Origin of the sequence: Amycolatopsis thailandensis, from assembly GCF_042723255.1 — a bacterium.
Lineage (GTDB): Bacteria > Actinomycetota > Actinomycetes > Mycobacteriales > Pseudonocardiaceae > Amycolatopsis > Amycolatopsis thailandensis.
In genome coordinates this window covers 3,394-22,054 of the sequence record NZ_JBHXJK010000005.1, presented here as the reverse complement: position 1 = coordinate 22,054, position 18,661 = coordinate 3,394, and the positions used below count along the sequence as shown (strand labels likewise).

Genomic DNA, 18,661 nt, shown 5'->3' with positions numbered 1-18,661 from the left:
TCCCCCTTCACACAAACGTCACCGGTCTCACCGAATTCGCGAGATCGATCAGGACGTCGTGCGGTCCCGGCGCGGGCGCGTGATGGGCGAGCCGCCGGTACGACTTGTCCAGCACCGTGCGGGCGCCCGTCTCGTCCGCGCGCAGGATCTCGCCGTCGGTGATCCCGTCCTGCCCGAGGAGCACCCCGGCGAGCCCGGTCTCGCGCACCGCCGTCACCAGTCTGTCGAGGGCGTCTCCGTCGAGGTCCAAGGCGGTCAGCCGGACCACGGCGTCGTCGAGTTCGGCCGAGGCCGGGAGATCACCGGTCCCGGGCATCGGCGCGGACAGCACCCGCACCCCGGCGATCCGCGCGGCCTCGTCGTAACGCGAGAATTCCGGGACCTGGTCGAGGATCGCGACGGCGGCGGCGCGGTCGCCACGCAGCAACCGGACCCGCGCGAGCCCGAACGCCGCGCTGACCTGGGACCTGTCGCGCACCCACAGAGCGTCGTAGTACCGCTCGGCGGCGGCCGCTCCGTTGAGATGCTCCTCGCACAGGCCCAGCGCGAGTTTCGGCGGTTCCTCACCGGGGATGTCCCGGTACACGGCGGTGAACTTCTCCTTGGCCGCGGCGAAATCACCCGCTCCGAGCGCGAGCAGGCCCCGATGCCACGCCACCCGCCAGTCGTGAGCGGCACGGTCGCCGAGGAGCCGTTCGGCCTCCGCCACCGCCAACGCGCCTTCGACGGTCGCCCCGAGTTCCAGCCGCGCCCGGCACCGCCGGAACTCGACCTCGACCGAACCGGACACCCTGTCGAGCTTCTTCAGCAACCGGGCCGCGTCGGGAGCGCGGACGGCGCGGAGGAAGTTCGCCTGCGGATCCTCCGGATCCTCACGCGGCAACGGCAGGCCGACGGCGATCTCCGCGGCGGCCGGGCGCGCTCCGAGCGAGACCGGAGTCCCTCGTGTCCAGTGCTCCAGCGGCGGCGCCTGGCCGAGCCCCGCGTCGAGCAGGACCGCTCCTTCGGTGAACAGCGTCGATCCGGAGGGCCGGGACTGCTTGTCCCGCAAGGAAAGGATCTCGTCGAGCACGCCGTCGAGCTGGACCAGCATCTCGCGCGCGCTCGCGAATCGCTGGTCGAACCCGGCGGTCGCGCGGTCGAGGACACGGAGGAAGGACTCGATGCCGAACCGGACGCCACGCGCGTCGGTGGTGACCGACCAGCCGTCGCTGGCCTGGAAGAGTTCCCGCAACGTCACGCCGACGGTGTGGATGTCGGACCGGACGGTGAGCCCGTGTTTCGCGCGTTCCCGCGGGGACACCTGGTAGTGCTCGGTTCCGACGAGCGGGCTTTCGTCGTCGGCGATCTTGCGGATGGCGCCGAAATCGATGAGTTTGATCCGCTTCTCGCCGCGGATCACGTTGTCCGGCTTCATGTCGCAGTACAGCAGGCCCTCGCCGTGCAGGTAGTCGAGCGCGGTCAGGATCTCGCGCCCGTACGCGACGACGTGCTCGACCAGCAGCCGTCCTTCGCTGGAGTCCAGCCCGGCCCGGCCGCGGTTCTTGATCTCCCGCAGGGAAAGCCCGTCGACGAACTCCATGACGATGTACCGGAATTCCTCGTGCTCGACCACGTCGAAGATCCGGACGACGTTCGGATGCTCCAGCGCGGTGAGCACCTGGCTTTCGGTCTCCGCGATCCGCACGGCGGCGGTGTTGTTCGTGTTGATCAGGCCCTTGAGCGCGACGTGGCGGCCGCCGAGTCCGGAATCCGTCGCCAGGTAGACGAATCCGAGTCCGCCGCGGGCGACGCAGCCGAGTACGTGATAGCGGCCGTCGACCACGTCACCGGCCGCGAGCTTGGGCGTGAACGAGAACGGTGTCCGGCAGACGGGGCAGAATCCTTCGGCGGGCGCGGACCCGCCCCCGACCGAACGGCCGACCGGGGTGGCGCAGCCGTGCTTGCCGCAGAACCGTTCCTCCTCCGGGACGTACGGCTCGGTCAGCAGGCGGCCGGCGACGCCGGGGAGCTCGACGGCAGGCAGCGGGACCCGGTCGTCCGCGATCTGCTGGGACCGGGTGACCACCGTGCCGGTGACCCTGGTCGGCTCGTCCGGGCCGGGGATCACCAGCGTCGGTTCTTCCGGGGTTCCGGGCGGCAGCCCGCAGATCTCGCAGAAGCCGGTCTTGCCGAGCGCGCCGGGGCAGCCGTTCCGTCCGCAGGCCGTCATCCGTCGATCCGTTTCCGTACGGTTTCCGCGTACCGCTCGACGGCGGCCGTCGCGGCCGCGAGGTCGCACGGTCCTTCGAAGAGCATCCGCCAGGCGGGCGCGTAGGCGGCATCCAGTTCGACGTCTTCGACGAGGCCGCTGTTACGGGCCATCTCCCCGTAGGCGTCGAGCCGGGCACGCAGTTCCGCGCGCCGGGCGAGGTTCTCGTCGAGGAGACGGCGCAGGTCCCGGGCACGCTCGACGGTTTTCGCCACGGCTCGTTCGCAGACCGGAAGCTGCCTTTTCACCCATTCGGTTTCGCCGTCCCGCTCCGCCGAACGCACCTGCGTCAAGGCTCCTCGCAACCGCCGCGCCCGGGAATGGACGTGCGGAGCCCCGGAAAAGCGGGGCGCGTCGCCCAGATTGTCCTTCTCCAGCCGGTCGAGTTCGGCCAGCCGGGTTTCCAGCAGGGCGAAACGGCCCTCGACGTCGTCCGCTCCGGCGGGCAGGACATCGGTGTTCGACCGGACCACACTGACCCCCGGCGAGGTCTCCTCGCGGAAGGCCAGCGCGAGCCGCAGCCCGAGTTCTTGCGCGCGCTGGGCCAGCGGCACGAGTACCTCGCCGACGAGCTCGTCGGGTTCGGCCGACTCGTCGACCCCGTAGACGACGACGGTGCGGCCTGACCCGTGACGGCCCGCGGGCGAGTCCGCGGCGACGTCGAGCCGGTCGGAGATGCGACGGCGGACCGCGTCGGCGGTCTTGCCGACCGCGTCGACGGCCAGCACGACACTGCCCACCGGCGGGACCGTCGGCCCGGACACGCTCCGGCCCGCGCCGTGTTCGCGGTCGCCGAGGACGACCGCGCGGCGCAACGAGGCGGCGACGGCCGAATCGTCCTCGCCCATGATGATCACCCGGACGTCCGACCGGCCGTGCCCGCCGAGCCAGCGCGCGAAATCGCGGGCGAAGAGCACGTCGATCGCGGGTGGTTCCGGACGCTGGACGAAACTCGGGTCGATCGCCGGGCTGCCCTGAGCCCAGCGGCGCAGTTCCGGCAGGTAGCCGAGCATGGTCTCGACCGGGATCATCCAGGACACCCGGGCCGCCTCGGTCGCGTACCGGGTCGCGACCATGCCGACGACGTGACCGGTCTCGTCGGCGATCACCGCGGAACCGCTGAAGCCGTGGGTGATCGGCTCGGCGTCGGGGCTCCGGTGCAGCTGGACGCGCTCCAGACCGTGCCCGCCGTCCCCGACGACGGTCGCCAGCGACCACATTCCGTCCGAGCCGCAGGGAAAGCCGTACGCGCGCACATGCCGGCCGTCTTCGAGGGCCGTCCGGTGGAGCGGCGCACCGGTGATCTGTTCTTCGGGATCACGCAACCGGAGCAGCGCGACGTCCCCGCCGTCGTCACCGATGGGCGCGGCCCGCGCGACGATTTTCGCGATTCCGGATTCGACACCGGGAAGGGCCACGAAATCCACCGCGATTTCGTCGTGGCCTTCGATCACGTGAGCGCAGGTGAGGAGGTGTTCGCCGTCGAGCATGGTCCCGGCGCCCAGGATCCGCCCACGGTGATCGCGCAGCCGCACCCGCCAGCGTCTGCGCTCGGAAGTCACCCGAAAGACCCTACCCATCGTGAGTGGCAATGACGGTTCTCACCGGCATTACCACTCACGAGGCCTAATACGAGCTCTAATGTGCGGCGTCGTTCCAGGACCGGCCGTAGCCGACCGAGACCTCCAGCGGCACGGCGAGCTCGTACGCCGAGCCCATTCCCTGACGCACCAACGCTTCCAGCTGCTCGCGCTCGCCTTCGGCGACCTCGAGGACGAGTTCGTCGTGGACCTGGAGCAGCACGCGGCTCTTCAGCTTCGCTTCGGTCAGCGCCTTGTGCACGTTGAGCATGGCGACCTTGATGATGTCCGCCGCGCTGCCCTGGATGGGGGCGTTGAGCGCCATCCGCTCGGCCATTTCACGGCGCTGGCGATTGTCGCTGTTGAGGTCCGGCAGGTAGCGGCGGCGGCCGAAGATCGTTTCGGTGTAACCGACCTTCGCCGCGTCGCCCACGACCGAATGGAGGTAATCGCGCACGCCGCCGAAGCGGGAGAAGTACGCCTCCATCTGCTCCTTGGCCTCTTCGGTCGAGATCCGCAGCTGCTGCGAAAGCCCGTACGCCGAAAGGCCGTACGCCAGGCCGTACGACATCGCCTTGACCCGGAACCGCAGTTCCGGCGTGATCTCCTCCGGCGGCAGCGAGAACGCGCGGGACGCCACGAACGTGTGAAGATCCTCGCCGCTGTTGAAGGCCTGGATCAGCCCTTCGTCCTGCGAGAGGTGCGCCATGATCCGCATTTCGATCTGGCTGTAGTCCGCCGTCATCAGCTCGGCGTACCCGTCGCCGACGACGAACGCGTCGCGGATGCGGCGGCCTTCCTCGGTGCGGATGGGGATGTTCTGGAGGTTCGGGTCGATCGAGGACAGCCGTCCGGTGGCGGCGATCGTCTGCAGCAGCGTGGTGTGGATGCGGCCGTCGTCGGCGACCGCCTTGATCAGGCCCTCGACCGTGGTGCGCAGCCTGGTCGCGTCCCGGTGCTCCAGCAGGTGCTGCAGGAACGGGTGCTCGGTCTTCTCGAACAGGCTCTGCAACGCCTCGGCGTCGGTGGTGTAGCCGGTCTTGGTGCGCTTGGTCTTCGGCATGCCGAGCTCGTCGAACAGGATCACCTGGAGCTGCTTCGGCGAACCGAGGTTGACCTGCTTGCCGATGACCGCGTACGCCTCGTCCGCGGCCTGGGTGACCCGGCCGAGGTAATGCGCTTCCAGATCCGTCAGATGCTCGATGTCGACCGCGATGCCCGCCGCTTCGAGTCCGGTGATCACCTGCAACAGCGGCAGTTCCAGCTCGACGAGCAGCTGCGCGCCGCCGAGTTCTTCGAGCTCCTTGGTCAGCGCGCCGGCCAGCTCGGCGACCGCGCGGGCCTTGACCAGCTCGGCCTGGATCTCCTTCTGCTCCAGGTCCTCGGCGCCGCCACCGTCGAGCAGCGAAAGCTGCCCGTCCCCGGTGTCGGCCTCAGACCGCAGCTCGCGGTGCAGGTACCGCAGGGCCAGGTCGTCGAGCTCGAACGTGCGCTGGCCCGGGCGGACCAGGTACGCCGCGAGCGCGGTGTCCATGACGAGGCCGGCGAACGTCCAGCCCCGCGCCTGGACGGCGTGCAAGGCGACCTTGAGCTCGTGACCGATCTTCTGGATCTTCGCGTCGGCGAGCCAGGCCGTGAGCGCCTTGTCGTCCTCGGCGTCCATCGTCGTGACGTCGACATACGCGCCTTCGCCGTCCGCCGCCGCGAAGGTGATGGCCTTCAGGTCGGAGCGCACCGAAGCCCCGGTGGTGCGGAACGCCAGACCGACCGGCGCGTCCTGGCCGGTGTGCGCGGACAGCCATTCCGTGAGGGCGCCCGGAGCGAGCTTCGCGCCGCTGACCTCGAAACCCTCCTCGGCCTCGGGCTCCGCGCTCTGCAAGGTGGCGAACAGCCGGTCACGCAGGACCCGGAACTCCAGCTCGTCGAACAGCGCGTGGACGGCCTCGCGATCCCAGGGGCGCAGCTCCAGGCCTGTCGGGCCGAGCTCCAGCTCGACGTCGCGGATCAGCTCGGTGAGCTGACGGTTCAGCATGACCGCGCCGAGGTGCTCGCGCAGCGCGTCGCCGACCTTGCCCTTGACCTCGTCGACCCGGTCGATCAGCTCGTTGAACGACCCGAACTGCCTGATCCACTTCGCGGCCGTCTTCTCGCCGACGCCCGGGATGCTGGGCAGGTTGTCCGAGGGGTCGCCACGCAGGGCGGCGAAGTCCGGGTACTGCGACGGGGTGAGGCCGTACTTCTCCTCGACCGCCTCGGGGGTGAAGCGGGTCATCTCCGACACGCCGCGCTTCGGGTACAGCACGGTGACCTGCTCTGTCACCAGCTGGAGCGCGTCACGGTCGCCCGTACAGATGAGGACGTCGAAGCCTTCGGCGGTCGCCTGTGTCGTGAGCGTGGCGATGATGTCGTCGGCTTCGTAGTTCTCCTTGGTCAGCGCCGGGATGCCGAGGACCTTGAGCACGTCCTCGACCAGGCCGACCTGGCCCTTGAACTCGTCCGGGGTGGCGCTGCGGTTGGCCTTGTACTCCGCGTAGGTCTCCGAGCGGAACGTCTTGCGGGAGAGGTCGAACGCCACCGCGAGGTGGGTCGGCGCCTCGTCGCGCAGCAGGTTGATGAGCATCGAGGTGAACCCGAAGACCGCGTTCGTCGTCTGCCCGGTCTTCGTCTTGAAGTTCTCCGCGGGCAGCGCGAAGAACGCGCGATACGCCATCGAATGGCCGTCGATCAGCAGCAGCTTGGGCCGCTCGGCCTGTGCGGTGGCGGGTGTGGCGTTGGCAACGGTCGTGTTCTCACTCGGGCTCACGGGAGCGAGTCTAGGGTGAGGGTCTGACAGTCCTACCTGTCGTGTCGGTTGCGGCATGTCGGCGGAGCTGCCCGGCACCCTCGGCGCAGGAACCCGCCTGGCCAAAGGCCCCGCGATCGGGGCGGCAGGGCGCCTGTCGGCAGGACGTGAGAAAAACTCGGAACGTGCGCCCTGGCGACGCGATCGCGGTCGCGGGTTCACGATGTTAAGGAGCTCTGCGTGACCGAACAAGCCCTCGAATCCTTCGCCGGGATCGACCCGGCCTACGCCGGACAGCAGCTCAACGACAAGCTCGGGCTCGAGATCAGCGAATTCGGCCCCGAACGCGTCGTGGGCAGCATCCCGGTCGAGGGGAACCTCCAGCCCTACGGTCTCCTCCACGGCGGGGCGAACGCCGTCGTCGCCGAGGCGCTCGGCTCGATGGTCTGCGCGCTCAACGCCGGCACCGACAAGGCGACGATGGGCCTCGAACTCTCGTGCACCCACCATCGGGCGGTCCGGTCCGGGCGGGTGACCGGTGTCGCGACTCCGGTGCACGTCGGGCGCGGGACCGTCACCGCCGAGATCGTGCTGACCGACGACCAGGGCCGCCGCTCGTGCACGGCGCGGCTGACGTGCGTGGTGCGGGAGCGGCCGCCGGGCGCCTGATCGGTCCGGCCCCTCCGGAGTGTCATGAAAGGGTCGTTCAGGACGTTTTTCGTCCTGAACGACCCATTAATTACCAAGGCGACACCCCCGCTCACCGGGGGGCGCAACTAAAATAAGGGCCCCTTCCTTGCGCCTAGGTACATGAAGGGGGCCTTCACGTACCTTGAGCGGCGTGGATCTCGACACGGCTCAGGTGCGGGCGTTCGTCGCGACCGCCGACCACGGCCATTTCGGTCGCGCGGCAGAATCCCTCTACCTGACGCAACAAGCGCTGTCGAAGCGGATCCGCAAGCTCGAGGACGCCTTGTCGGTCCAGCTCTTCCGCCGCACCAACCGGTCCGTCGAGCTGACCCCCGACGGCGACCGCTTCCTCCCGCACGCGCGCGAGCTGATCCGCGCGGCGGACGCCGCCGTCGCCGCGATGGGACTTCAGGACCGGCCACCCCGCCTCGACGTCATCGACCCGCGCCTCGCCCCCATGTACATGCTGCGCCGCGTCGCACAGCGGGATCCGGACCTCGCCGTAGAACGCGTCGCAGGTCGGGGGCTCGTCAACGCCCTGGACCCGCTGGTCCGCGGCGAGATCGACCTCGCGTTCGGCCGCGTCGCGGATCTCGGCCGTGAAGTGCCGCCAGAACTCGAACATCGCCTCGTCCGGCTCGAACCGCTGGTCGCCCTCCTCGCGCCGGAACATCCGCTGGCGGGCAGCGATGTCCTGAAATTGTCCGATCTCCGGGGTGACGGCATCTGGATTCCGCAATTGGGCGGCCCGGTCGAATGGCTTTCTTATTTGCAACGCCTATGCAAAGAATTCGCCGTCCCGATCGACGACTCCGGGGTCAGTTACGACCTCAGACACACCCTGGAACAGACCCGTTACGGGAAGCAGCGGGTCACCCTCGCCGGCGCCGACATGGACCTCGCTTCCGATCTCAACCTGCGGGTCCTGCCCTTCGAACCGTCGCCGCTGTTCCCGTGGTCGGTCGTGTGGCGGCGCGGCGAAGGCCCGGCCCTGCGGCGCCTGCTGGCGCTACTGGGCCGGACCGGCCACGAAGAAGGTTGGTGCGCCTACGATCCCGAACGATCCTGGCTGCCGGACGACGACCTCAGACAGCTAGGTGCCGGGCGAACCAGCGCGTGAGCTCGGCGTCGACCAGCTTCGCGTGTTCCGTCTGCGGAGCGGGTTCGAGGCCGGGCGCCTCGGCGAACTCGTGCGCCATCCCCGGGATCGTCACGAGCTCGGATCGCCCCTCCCCCAGCGCCTTGTGCAGCGCGGCCGCCGGTTCGGTGATCGAGACGTCGTCCTCCTCGCCGATGACGAGCAGCACCGGCGCGGTCAGTTCGTCGGCCCGCCGCACGTAGTCGTACTCGTCCGCGACCGCGCGGGACCGGTCAGACCAGTGATAGGTGACGTCGTAGACCCGCTCGTTCGCCGCGATCACCGGCGCCAGCTGGGTCACCGGGTTCACCAGCGCGGCCGCGGCCACCGGGATCTCGGCGCGGGTCAGCATCTGCAACGCGACGCCGCCGCCCTGCGAACCGCCGACCAGCCCGACCGGACCGTCCTCAATGGACAAGCGGGTGCGCAGCTCCGCCACCGCCGCCGGGAATTCGGCTTCGACCTGCCTGGTGAGCGGTTCGACGACGTTGAGCACGTTGTCCTCGCTCGCAAGGCGGAAGAAGCCCTCGAAACCGCCCTCAGGGAAACGTTTCCCGGTCAGCGGCAACCCGAGGTGCACTCGCCACGCGCGCAGTTCCCGCATCGGCAGCGCCGCCGCCATGGCCGCCTCGCTGAACGGCGCGCCCAGCAAGTGCCAGGTCAGCACCAGCGGCGCCGGGCGCTCCAGGTCCGACGGCGGCAAAGCCACGAACGGGACTCCCGCCGCCACGCCTTCGATCGCTTCGCCCATTTCGACGCTCATCGTCATGTTCTCCCAGGTCCTTCGCGGTTTTTCCGGCTCTGGGAACAGCTAACCGCGAGGCCGGGGCCGGGATCCAACAGCCGTTCGGGCCCCGATGACAACCATCGGTTGTCGTGCCACGAGAGAAGGGAGGGCACGCTTGACGCCCTTTGGGGCAGCATTGCTACGACGAACGGGCGCCCCCGAAGGAGGGGAAAGCCGCAAGATACGCGGCCGAAACATGATCATTACCCACGAGCATGATCGACGTGGTAGCGGTGAATCCCCAGCGTGACCAGCGAAGACCTGCCAACCGGCAACATTCGCCTTTTCGTGCAATTCGTTCTGGTTTCGACCGTCACGATGTGGACACAGAGTGATGGGCGTCTGTCCAGATCATGGCAGAGGGGGATATCTTCCTGCCCTAACCTAGCCCCTGTGTCGGGGGCAACGCCTACCGGCGGCTGGTTGGTCATGGGAGGTAGTCGGTGTCAGGAGTGCGTTTTGGACGGGTTTTCGCCGTCGCGGCGGCTGCGTCGCTGGCGCTGGCGGGCTGCGCGGGCGGCAGCACGTCCGGTGGCGGTGACAGCAGCACGCTGAAGATCGGGTTCATGGGTGACCTCACCGGTGAGAACTCCGGGATCGTCATCCCGCCCCGCAACGGCGCGAAGCTCGCTATCGACGAGTACAACAAGACGAACCCGGCGACCAAGCTGGAGCTCAAGGAATACGACAGCCAGGGCAAGCCCGAGCAGGCGACGTCGCTGATCGCGACCGCCGTCGGCCAGGACAAGATCACCGCGCTGATCGGCCCGGCGTTCTCCGGCGAGTCGAAGGCCATCGGCGGTCAGCTGGAGCAGAACAAGATCCCGAGCGTTTCGCCGTCGGCCACCAACGCGGGCCTCGCCGCGAACGGCTGGAAGTACTGGCACCGCGTCGTCGCGAGTGACGCCAGCCAGGGCCCGGCCATCGCCAACTTCCTCATCACGGCGAAGTCGCCCAAGAAGGCCTACGTCATCTCGGACGACCAGGAGTACAGCGTCGGCCTGGCTGACAACTTCGAGAAGACCTTGAAGGAAAAGAACGTCCCGACCGAGCGCGACAAGTTCGCCAAGGACGCGTCGGACTACTCCTCGACCGTGCAGAAGGTCAAGGCCGCGAACCCGGACATCATCCTCTTCGGCGGCTACTACGCCCAGGGTGGCCGTCTGCTCAAGCAGCTGCGTGACAGCCAGGTGACCGCCGTCTTCGCCACCGGCGACGGATCGCTCGACGCTCAGCTCGTCAGCGGCGCGGGTGCCGCGGCCGCCGAGAAGGCCGTCGTCGGCTGCCCCTGCAACATCCCGGACGCCGGCTCCACCGACGAGTTCAGCACCAAGTACAAGGCCGCGTACAACGTCGACCCGGCGATCTACTCGAGCGAGGGCTACGACGCCGCGACCGCCATCATCAACGCGGTCAAGGCGGGCAACACCACCGCCGAGAAGATCAACGAGGCCCTCAAGACGATCGACTTCAAGGGTGTCTCGAAGCAGGTCAAGTTCAAGGAGAACGGCGAACCGTCGACGGACGCGATCAACGTCTACCAGGTCACCGGTGGCGTCCTCAAGAACCTCGGCGTCTCGACCGAAGCCAAGCTCAACGGCTGACGGAGCAGGTAGGAACACCTAACGGAAGCGGGGGCGCTGTGCGGGCACAGCTCCCCCGCTTCCCGTAAATGTGGCGAAATATCGCCCCGTCCCGTAAGGCATCCACGTCATGCTTCAAGATCTGCAAGCCCAGTTCCTCGGTAGCACCATCGGCGGACTGGTCGCCGGAAGCATCTACGCCCTCATCGCCCTCGGCTACACAATGGTCTACGGCGTGCTCCGGCTCATCAACTTCGCGCATTCCGAGATCTTCATGATCGGGACGGTCACGTCCCTGTTCGTCCTCATCACCATCGCCGGCGGCACCGCCCCGATCACGCTCGGCGTGTTCGGGATGATCGCCGTGCTGCTGCTGATCATCATCGCTTCGGCCGCCGTTTCCGGTGGTGCGGCGGTCCTTCTGGAGCAAGTGGCCTACCGGCCGCTCCGCAAGAAGGGCGCGACCCGGCTGGCCGCGCTGATCTCCGCCATCGGCGCCTCCCTGTTCCTCCAGGAAGCGTTCGGACTGCACATCATCGAATGGATCACCGGCAAGTCCGGCCGTGTCCAGCAGAACGCGCCGCGGTTCATCCCGCACGAGGAGCTGTTCCACATCGGCAACGGCGTGGTCCGCACCGACCACGTGTTCGTCGTCGTCGGCGCCGTGATCATGATGATCGCCCTCGACCAGCTGGTCAGCCGCACCCGCATCGGCCGCGGTATCCGTGCCACGGCACAGGATCCCGAAGCCGCCGTGCTGATGGGCGTCAGCATCGACAAGATCGTGCGTCTCACCTTCCTGCTCGGTGGCGCCATGGCGGGTGTCGCCGCGGCGCTGTACGTCATGGAATACGAGAACACCGACTACCGCATCGGCTTCCTCCTCGGCATCAAGGCGTTCACCGCGGCCGTGCTGGGAGGTATCGGCAACCTGCGAGGGGCGCTGCTCGGTGGCATCGTGCTCGGTCTGGTGGAGAACTGGAGTTCGATCTTCTTCGGTTCACAATGGAAGGACGTCACCGCCTTCGTGGTACTGGTGCTGGTCCTGATGTTCCGTCCCACCGGCATCCTCGGTGAATCGCTGCAGCGGGCACGCGCATGAAGGGCAACGAAGAAGTGGCTGAAAAGTCCTCAGAGAACGGGAAGCCCGCGCGCGCCGGGTTCCACCCCATCGACGGTATGCGGGATTGGTGGGCCGACGCTCCGCATTGGCAGCGTTATGGCGTCTACATTCTCCTGATCGTGGGCGCGCTGATCCTGCCCGCACCCGCCATCGGTTCGTTCATGTCCCCGGATTCGGACTGGACGAGCGTCCTGATCTTCCCGGTCGGGATCTACATCCTGCTGGCGATCGGCCTGAACATCGTCGTCGGTCACGCGGGCATGCTCGACCTCGGTTTCGTCGCGTTCTTCGCGATCGGCGCCTACACCCTCGCCGTGATGGGCACCAAATACGGCTGGGATTTCTGGGGATGCCTCGTGCTCGGCATCTTCCTGGCGGCGATGTCGGGGGTCATCCTCGGCGCTCCGACGCTCCGGTTGCGCGGCGATTATCTGGCCATCGTGACACTCGGCTTCGGTGAAATCGTCCGGATCACCGCGACCAACACCGACTCCATCGGTGGCGCCCGCGGTATCACCAACGTCCCGCACCCGGACGCGATGTTCGGTGTCGAGTTCCTGCTCGACCCGGCGCCGTACTACTACCTGGTCCTGGCGGCGATCGTGATCGCGATCGTCTTCTCGGTGCGGCTGCACCGAAGCCGCGTCGGCCGGGCGTGGGCGGCGATCCGCGAGGACGAGGACGCCGCCGAACTGATGGGTGTCCCGACGTTCAAGTTCAAGCTGCTGGCGTTCGCCATCGGCGCCATGCTCGGCGGGATGGCCGGTGTGGTCTACGCCAGCAAGGCCGTCTTCATCGAGCCGAACAACTTCCCGTTCATCCTGTCCGCGACCATCCTCGCGGCCGTGGTGCTCGGTGGCGCGGGCAACCTGCCCGGTGTCATCCTCGGCGCGTTCCTCGTCGCCTGGCTCCCGGAGCGGTTCCGTATCGTGCAGGAGTACCGCATCCTGTTCTTCGGCGCCGTGCTGGTGCTGATGATGGCGCTGCGGCCGGAGGGCCTGCTGCCGTCCCGGCAGCGCAAGGCGGAACTACGTGAAGGAACGGGCGGGATGGGTGCCATGGGCGCCGAAGTCGCGGGTCCGGATTCCGAGGCTTCGGCGGAGGTGACGAAATGAGCGCACTGCTCGAATTCGACAGCGTGACCATGCGCTTCGGCGGCGTCACGGCCTTGAAGGGCGTCGACCTCGCCATCGACCAGGGTGAGATCTTCGCGCTGATCGGGCCGAACGGCGCGGGCAAGACCACCGTGTTCAACGTGATCACCGGCGTCTACCAGCCGACCGAGGGCGAGGTGCGCTTCGCGGGCACCAAGGTCAGCGGGATGAAGCGGTTCAAGATCAACCAGACCGGGATCGCCCGCACGTTCCAGAACATCCGGCTGTTCCACAACATGTCGGCGCTCGAGAACGTGATGGTCGGTGCGGACTCGCACCACAAGACCGGCGCGATCTCGGCGACGCTGGGCCTGCCCGTGCACCGCAGGGAAGAGAAGCGGGGCCGCGAGCTGGCGAGGGAACTGCTGGACTTCGTCGGCATCGGACGGGTCGAGCACAACACCGCGAAGAACCTCTCCTACGGCGACCAGCGCCGGCTGGAGATCGCGCGTGCGCTCGCGACCGACCCGAAGCTGCTGCTGCTCGACGAGCCCGCCGCCGGGATGAACCCGGCGGAGAAGAACTCGCTGCAGCAGCTGATCCGCAAGATCCGGGACGACGGCCGGACCGTGCTGCTCATCGAGCACGACATGGGCTTGGTCATGCAGATCGCCGACCGGCTGGCCGTGCTCGACTTCGGCCAGAAGATCGCAGAAGGGCTCCCCCACGAGGTGCAGAACAACCAGAAGGTGATCGAGGCTTACCTGGGGGTGGCGGAAGATGCTTCTTGAGGTTCAGGACATCAACGTCCACTACGGGAAGATCGCCGCGCTCAAGGGAATGACCATCGAGGTCGGCGAGGGCGAGATCGTTTCGCTCATCGGGGCCAACGGCGCCGGCAAGACCACGACGCTGAAGACGATCTCGGGCCTGCGTCCGCTGACCAGCGGCCGGATCCTCTTCGACGGCAAGGACATCTCGAAGACGCCCGGGCACAAGCGGGTCGAACTCGGGATCGGCCAGTCGCCGGAAGGCCGGGGCGTGTTCCCCGGTATGACGGTGCAGGAGAACCTCCTGATGGGTGCCTACACCCGGAAGGACGACCTGAAGGCCGACCTCGACGAGGTCTACGAGCTGTTCCCGCGGCTGAACGAACGCAAGACCCAGTTCGGCGGCACGATGTCCGGTGGCGAGCAGCAGATGATCGCCATCGGCCGCGCGCTGATGACCAAACCCAAGGTGCTGCTGCTCGACGAGCCGTCCATGGGCCTGGCGCCGATGCTGATCGCGCAGATCTTCGACATCATCCGCGAGATCAACAAACGCGGGACCACGGTCCTGCTGGTGGAGCAGAACGCGCAGCAGGCGCTGAAGCTCTCCGACCGCGCGTACGTGCTGGAGACCGGTGAAGTGGTCAAGAGCGCCCGCGGCGCCGAGTTGCTGGACGACCCGCAGGTGCGGGCCGCCTACCTCGGTGGCGACCTGGGCGTCTGACGCCTTTTGTCGGAAGGGCCCCGTCGCTTTCGCGGCGGGGCCCTTTCTTTTCGGTGCGATAAGGCGAGTATCGGTACAGGTGGTCGTGAGTGGCAAATGTCGTTAGGGCGGACCAGCATCTACCTATCTACGTCTGACCTGTGCGAGGGTGGCGGTTCAGCGTCTGCCGGGCTCGACGGTGCGGGAATTGGGACGTTGAACGTCCCAATTCCTTCACCGTGGGGTCGCCCGGCTTCGGACCTTGATCAACGGAGGATCCGGGACACTCAACGTCCCCGATCCTCCACACTCGACCGGTCACACCAGTGGCCAGGCAAAGACGAGTCCGTCAGAACCAGCCTTGCAACTCACGACCACCAGGGCCTCTCGTCCGCCTCGGCCAAGGTTGCGAAAGTGGCTTTCACAACGCCCTCTGCTCAGCCCAGCTTGATGTCGGTCCCGGTGAGGTTCTTCATGTCCGTCAGCGTCGGACCGCCGAAAGCCCGCAGCACCAAGGGTTTCGCCTCTTTCGGCAGGTCGAAGTAGAGGTCGAACTCGACCCGTACGCCTCGCCCGAGCTCGAACTTGTCGGGCTGCCGCTTGATGGTCATGGCCTGGTTGTCGACGGCGATCACGGCGCCGGAATCGGTGAGGAGTTGCTGGCGCCGGGTGTCGAAGACAATTCCGGACACGCCCTTCCCCGTCACCACCAGCCGGAGGCGGACGAACCGCCCCTTCGCTTCGAACTCGGTGTGGCTGCCGGTGAGACTGGGCAGTCCGGCGGCCAGTCCGATGACGGAGAACTCGGTCTCGCCGTTGAGCACCGGCGGCAGGTGCAGCGCGGTCTCGTCCGGCCGGACCTCCCGCGCGGGGAGGTCGTACACGGGTTTGGCGGGCGGCTGTGCCTGCTCGCCGGAGCAGCCGGCCAGCAGGAGGACCGCGGCCGCGGCCATTGTCAGGCACTTTCTCATCCGGCGATCTCCACGCTCAGGTATTGCCACCCGCCGACCTCCGGCAGCCGGACCGCGCCGACGTCCTCACCGGGCCGGAAACGCACCGTCGTGCCGGTGGTGCCGTCGTCCGCGATCGGCGTCAGATCGGTGACCGGGACGCCGCGTTCGTACCGCTGAGTCCAAGAGCCGTTGTGACGCCGGTTGGTGTGCACGAGCCAGTCGCTCAACGCCGCGACGACCGACATTCCGTGCCGCGGATGGCCGTCCGGCAACGTTTGCGCGTCAGGAAAGCCGAAGAAGCGCAGATCCTTGGTCGACATGACCGGTTTCTTCACGAACCCGCCGCTCCCGTCAGCACGGGTGGCGGTGCCCCGGCCGTTGTCCGCCACGGAGACCGAGCCATCGGGATGGACCGTGACGATGGCGTGCCCACCGCCGGCGCTTTCCGCCTCCTCGGCCGCGTAGGCGAGTACTTCGAGGACGAGATGACCGACCCCGCCGGGCGAGAATTCCCCCGGGTTCCGGCGAATGCGCGCCAGATGGTCGTGGTCCACGGAACCGGCCCAGTCGTGCGTGGTGTCGCCCCGTCGCGCGCTCGTGTCACTCACCCTGCCATTCTCCTACGGCTACTGTGCGATTGTGGAGTTACGACGTCTTCGATATCTGTGCGCCGTGGCGGAGGAAGGGCATCTCACCCGCGCCGCGGAGCGCCTCGGCATCCGGGCGTCGTCGCTCAGCCAGCAGATCATCGCGCTGGAACGGGAACTGGACGCGACGCTGTTCGTCCGTACCCAGGCGGGCATGACACCCACCGCCGCCGCGCTGGCGCTGCTCCCCCACGCCCGCCGGATGCTGGAGGAAGCCGAGCTGGGCGCACAAGCCGTGCGCGAGACCGTGGACAGGCCGCTCCGCGTCGGCGTGACACCGGGCGCGCCGCCGTCCGTGCTCCCCGCCCTGCACGCGGGAGCGGTGGAGATCGACGACCTCTCCGCCGCGCGGCAGCTCGAACTCCTGCGCCGGGGCGCGCTCGACGCCGGTCTTCTCGCCCTGCCGGAGGCGGTGGACGGCCTGCGGGTCGTCGTCGTGAGCGAGAGACCGCTGGGGGTGCTCGTCTCCGGCACCCATCCCCTGGCCCGGCTCGACGAGGCGGGCTGGGACGACCTCACCGGGCTGGACCTCCTTCTGTACAACCGGGAACTGGCGCCGGGCTATCACGACGCGCTGCTCGCGGCGGTCGGCTGGCGGCCGCCCCGGGTGCGCTCCGGGCCACCTCGGCGGACGCTGTTCGTCGCCGAATTGCGGCATGGCGGCGACGTCGTCGCCTTGCGCCCCCGGGAAGAACCGGCCGAAGGTCTGCGGTGGCTTCCGCTGCGGGAAGCGCCCGTCGTCCGGCACGCGCTCGTGTGGGATCCGGCGCACGCGTCTTCGGACCGGATCGCGGCGCTGCTATGACGGCGCCCACAACGGATTCGCGCGCCGCGGGCCCGGCCTCGCCTGTTCGGTGATCCCGAACGGCCGTTCGGATCCGCCTCGTGGACGACGATCCCGTTTCGCGATTACCTCACGGTGTTCGAGAACGAAGGAGAATCGTCATGCGACAGTGGGGTTTCGTGTACTTGGCCGACGGCTGCGATCCGGAGCGGGACGTGTCCCGTGTGGACACCGGGGCCTGCCTGACGGTGCTGGTCGGTGTCGGCGAGGTGGACCAGGTCGTGGCCGTGGCCGAACGGCTTGTGGCCGAAGGGGCGCAGCTGATCGAACTGTGCGGAGCTTTCGGTCCCGTGTGGACGGCGCGGGTGATCGACGCGGTGGGAGCCCGGGTTCCGGTCGGAAGCGTCATGTACGGCGGCGAGGCCACGAAGCAGCTTCACGACCTGTTCGGCCTCGGGGCCTAGCAGTCGTCGTCGTGGACGGCTTCGACACAGGCGCCGGGCTCGGCATGGCCCGCGGCCTGATACAGCAGGTTGTACAGCGTCTCGCGCTGATCGTTGTCGAGCGCGCCGAGTACCTGGTCCTCGACCGAGGCGAGCGCGAACTCGGCTTTGACGAGCTGTTTGAGGCCGACGTCGGTGAGTTCGACGATGTGCCGCCGCCGGTCCCGCGGTGACCGCTTGCGTTCGATCAGGTTCGCGGACTCGAGGTCGTTGAGCAGCCCGACGACGTTCGTGCTGTCCATCTCCAGCGTCTTCGCGAGGTCCTGCTGCGAGCAGCCGTCGAGGTCGCGCAGCACGGTGAGCGCGACGAGATGCCGGGGACGCAGGCCGAGCGGGGTCAGGACGGTCTCGCTGCGCAGCCGGATCCGGCGGGTGACGTGGTCGAGCAGCGCGCCGCAGCGATGCGGGGGCTGGTTCACGACCGGGAGTTCGGACACGCGTCAAGTGTACGTTCCCACATGATGACCGACACAGGATCAATGGTTTGCGTTACACAAACTATCTATGCGAGATTATAGGTATGACGCATCTGCTGCACATCGACTCGAGCATCACCGGCGAGCACTCGACCAGCCGCGGCCTCACCGCGCGGGCCGCCGCGGCCTGGCGCGCCGCGCATCCGGAAGGCACCGTCACCTACCGCGACCTGGGCGCCGAGCCGCTGCCGCATCTGGACGCGGCGACCCACTTCTCCAGGACCGTGCCGCCGGAACAGCACACGCCGGAGCAGGCCGCGGGCTGGCGGCTCATCAAGGAACTGGTCGACGAGGTCAAGGCTGCCGACACGGTCCTGCTGGGCCTGCCGCTCTACAACTTCGGCCCGCCGAGCACGGTCAAGTCCTGGGTCGACCACCTGATCGCGCCCGGGCTGTCGATCGACCCCGAGACCAACCAGGGTCTGCTGGGCGGCCGTGACTTCATCGTCCTGGCCTCGCGCGGCGGCGGTTACGGCGAAGGCACCCCGCGCGAAGGCTGGGACCACGCGCAATCGTGGATCCCTCACGGCGTTTCGCTGACCGGGCTCGAACCGCGGTTCGTCACCGCCGAGCTGACCATGGCGAAGGTCAACCCGGCGATGGCGGACCTGATCCCGCTCGCCGACGCCAGCCTGGCCGAGGCCGAGCGCGTCATCGACGCGCTGTGGACGCCCGTCGCGGCTTGAACGCGTGGGCAGTCAAGGGGGTCGTGAGTGGGTGGGGGGGGGGGTTTACGCGCACCCCCCCCCCCCACGCCAACCCCAAGCCCCCCCCCCACCAGAAGGCAAGGGAGGTTT

17 protein-coding genes are annotated in these 18,661 nt (G+C 68.1%); 10 read left to right on the top strand and 7 right to left on the bottom strand.

What is annotated here, in order from left to right:
• Positions 1 to 7 precede the first annotated feature (7 nt).
• The 3 genes from ACFWMR_RS03055 to polA all read right to left on the bottom strand — a co-directional run bounded on the left by ACFWMR_RS03055 (position 8) and on the right by polA (position 6,634).
• Positions 8 to 2,212: a tetratricopeptide repeat protein gene (locus ACFWMR_RS03055; protein ID WP_378376554.1), complete on the bottom strand. Its 2,205-nt coding sequence runs from the start codon at positions 2,210 to 2,212 to the stop codon at positions 8 to 10.
• On the bottom strand, positions 2,209 to 3,813 hold the full coding sequence (locus ACFWMR_RS03050; protein ID WP_378376552.1) for a trypsin-like peptidase domain-containing protein: 1,605 nt from the start codon (positions 3,811 to 3,813) through the stop codon (positions 2,209 to 2,211). Before ACFWMR_RS03050 ends, ACFWMR_RS03055 begins: the two co-directional genes overlap by 4 nt.
• 76 nt (positions 3,814 to 3,889) lie before the next feature.
• Positions 3,890 to 6,634: a DNA polymerase I gene (gene polA / locus ACFWMR_RS03045; RefSeq protein WP_378376550.1), complete on the bottom strand. Its 2,745-nt coding sequence runs from the start codon at positions 6,632 to 6,634 to the stop codon at positions 3,890 to 3,892.
• A 219-nt stretch (positions 6,635 to 6,853) separates the two neighbouring features.
• On the opposite strand from polA, the gene ACFWMR_RS03040 reads away from it, so the two are divergent.
• Complete coding sequence (locus ACFWMR_RS03040; protein WP_093933444.1) at positions 6,854 to 7,282, top strand: PaaI family thioesterase; 429 nt, start codon at positions 6,854 to 6,856, stop codon at positions 7,280 to 7,282.
• A gap of 172 nt (positions 7,283 to 7,454) precedes the next feature.
• Positions 7,455 to 8,423, top strand: a complete 969-nt coding sequence (locus ACFWMR_RS03035) for a LysR family transcriptional regulator (protein ID WP_093933443.1) — start codon at positions 7,455 to 7,457, stop codon at positions 8,421 to 8,423.
• On the opposite strand, the gene ACFWMR_RS03030 is transcribed toward ACFWMR_RS03035, so the two are convergent.
• On the bottom strand, positions 8,389 to 9,210 hold the full coding sequence (locus ACFWMR_RS03030) for an alpha/beta fold hydrolase (RefSeq protein WP_378276650.1): 822 nt from the start codon (positions 9,208 to 9,210) through the stop codon (positions 8,389 to 8,391). The two genes, ACFWMR_RS03035 and ACFWMR_RS03030, sit on opposite strands and share 35 nt — an antisense overlap.
• A gap of 470 nt (positions 9,211 to 9,680) precedes the next feature.
• Between ACFWMR_RS03030 and ACFWMR_RS03025 the strand changes: the two genes are divergently transcribed.
• From ACFWMR_RS03025 to ACFWMR_RS03005, 5 genes are all read left to right on the top strand, one after another.
• The gene (locus ACFWMR_RS03025) at positions 9,681 to 10,832 is read left to right on the top strand and encodes a branched-chain amino acid ABC transporter substrate-binding protein (protein WP_093933441.1); all 1,152 of its coding nucleotides are present in this window, start codon (positions 9,681 to 9,683) and stop codon (positions 10,830 to 10,832) included.
• Positions 10,833 to 10,941: 109 nt separating this feature from the next.
• Entirely contained in the window at positions 10,942 to 11,913 is a 972-nt protein-coding gene (locus tag ACFWMR_RS03020; RefSeq protein ID WP_093933440.1) for a branched-chain amino acid ABC transporter permease, read from the top strand.
• Positions 11,910 to 13,049 (top strand): branched-chain amino acid ABC transporter permease, encoded by a 1,140-nt coding sequence (locus ACFWMR_RS03015; protein ID WP_093933439.1) that lies wholly within the window; start codon positions 11,910 to 11,912, stop codon positions 13,047 to 13,049. The genes ACFWMR_RS03020 and ACFWMR_RS03015 overlap by 4 nt, the downstream gene beginning before the upstream one ends.
• A complete protein-coding gene (locus ACFWMR_RS03010; protein WP_093933438.1) occupies positions 13,046 to 13,819 on the top strand; it encodes an ABC transporter ATP-binding protein in 774 nt (257 codons plus the stop codon). The genes ACFWMR_RS03015 and ACFWMR_RS03010 overlap by 4 nt, the downstream gene beginning before the upstream one ends.
• Positions 13,809 to 14,522: an ABC transporter ATP-binding protein gene (locus ACFWMR_RS03005; protein ID WP_093933437.1), complete on the top strand. Its 714-nt coding sequence runs from the start codon at positions 13,809 to 13,811 to the stop codon at positions 14,520 to 14,522. The genes ACFWMR_RS03010 and ACFWMR_RS03005 overlap by 11 nt, the downstream gene beginning before the upstream one ends.
• Positions 14,523 to 14,938: 416 nt before the next feature.
• Here ACFWMR_RS03005 and ACFWMR_RS03000 read toward each other — a convergent pair whose 3' ends face one another.
• Both ACFWMR_RS03000 and ACFWMR_RS02995 read right to left on the bottom strand, forming a co-directional pair.
• The gene (locus tag ACFWMR_RS03000; protein WP_378273869.1) at positions 14,939 to 15,472 is read right to left on the bottom strand and encodes a hypothetical protein; all 534 of its coding nucleotides are present in this window, start codon (positions 15,470 to 15,472) and stop codon (positions 14,939 to 14,941) included.
• Positions 15,469 to 16,062 (bottom strand): ATP-binding protein, encoded by a 594-nt coding sequence (locus tag ACFWMR_RS02995; RefSeq protein WP_378376547.1) that lies wholly within the window; start codon positions 16,060 to 16,062, stop codon positions 15,469 to 15,471. The genes ACFWMR_RS03000 and ACFWMR_RS02995 overlap by 4 nt, the downstream gene beginning before the upstream one ends.
• A 64-nt stretch (positions 16,063 to 16,126) precedes the next feature.
• Here ACFWMR_RS02995 and ACFWMR_RS02990 point away from each other — a divergent pair, with 64 nt between their 5' ends.
• Both ACFWMR_RS02990 and ACFWMR_RS02985 read left to right on the top strand, forming a co-directional pair.
• Positions 16,127 to 16,906 carry a LysR family transcriptional regulator gene (locus tag ACFWMR_RS02990; RefSeq protein ID WP_378376545.1) on the top strand — a complete coding sequence of 260 codons (780 nt, stop codon included), beginning with the start codon at positions 16,127 to 16,129 and terminating at the stop codon, positions 16,904 to 16,906.
• Between the two features lie 140 nt (positions 16,907 to 17,046).
• Positions 17,047 to 17,349 (top strand): DUF6506 family protein, encoded by a 303-nt coding sequence (locus ACFWMR_RS02985; RefSeq protein ID WP_378273872.1) that lies wholly within the window; start codon positions 17,047 to 17,049, stop codon positions 17,347 to 17,349.
• Here ACFWMR_RS02985 and ACFWMR_RS02980 read toward each other — a convergent pair.
• Positions 17,346 to 17,825 (bottom strand): MarR family winged helix-turn-helix transcriptional regulator, encoded by a 480-nt coding sequence (locus ACFWMR_RS02980; RefSeq protein ID WP_378376543.1) that lies wholly within the window; start codon positions 17,823 to 17,825, stop codon positions 17,346 to 17,348. The two genes, ACFWMR_RS02985 and ACFWMR_RS02980, sit on opposite strands and share 4 nt — an antisense overlap.
• Positions 17,826 to 17,908: 83 nt before the next feature.
• Between ACFWMR_RS02980 and ACFWMR_RS02975 the strand changes: the two genes are divergently transcribed.
• Entirely contained in the window at positions 17,909 to 18,550 is a 642-nt protein-coding gene (locus ACFWMR_RS02975) for an FMN-dependent NADH-azoreductase (RefSeq protein WP_093933431.1), read from the top strand.
• The last annotated feature ends 111 nt before the right edge of the window (positions 18,551 to 18,661 follow it).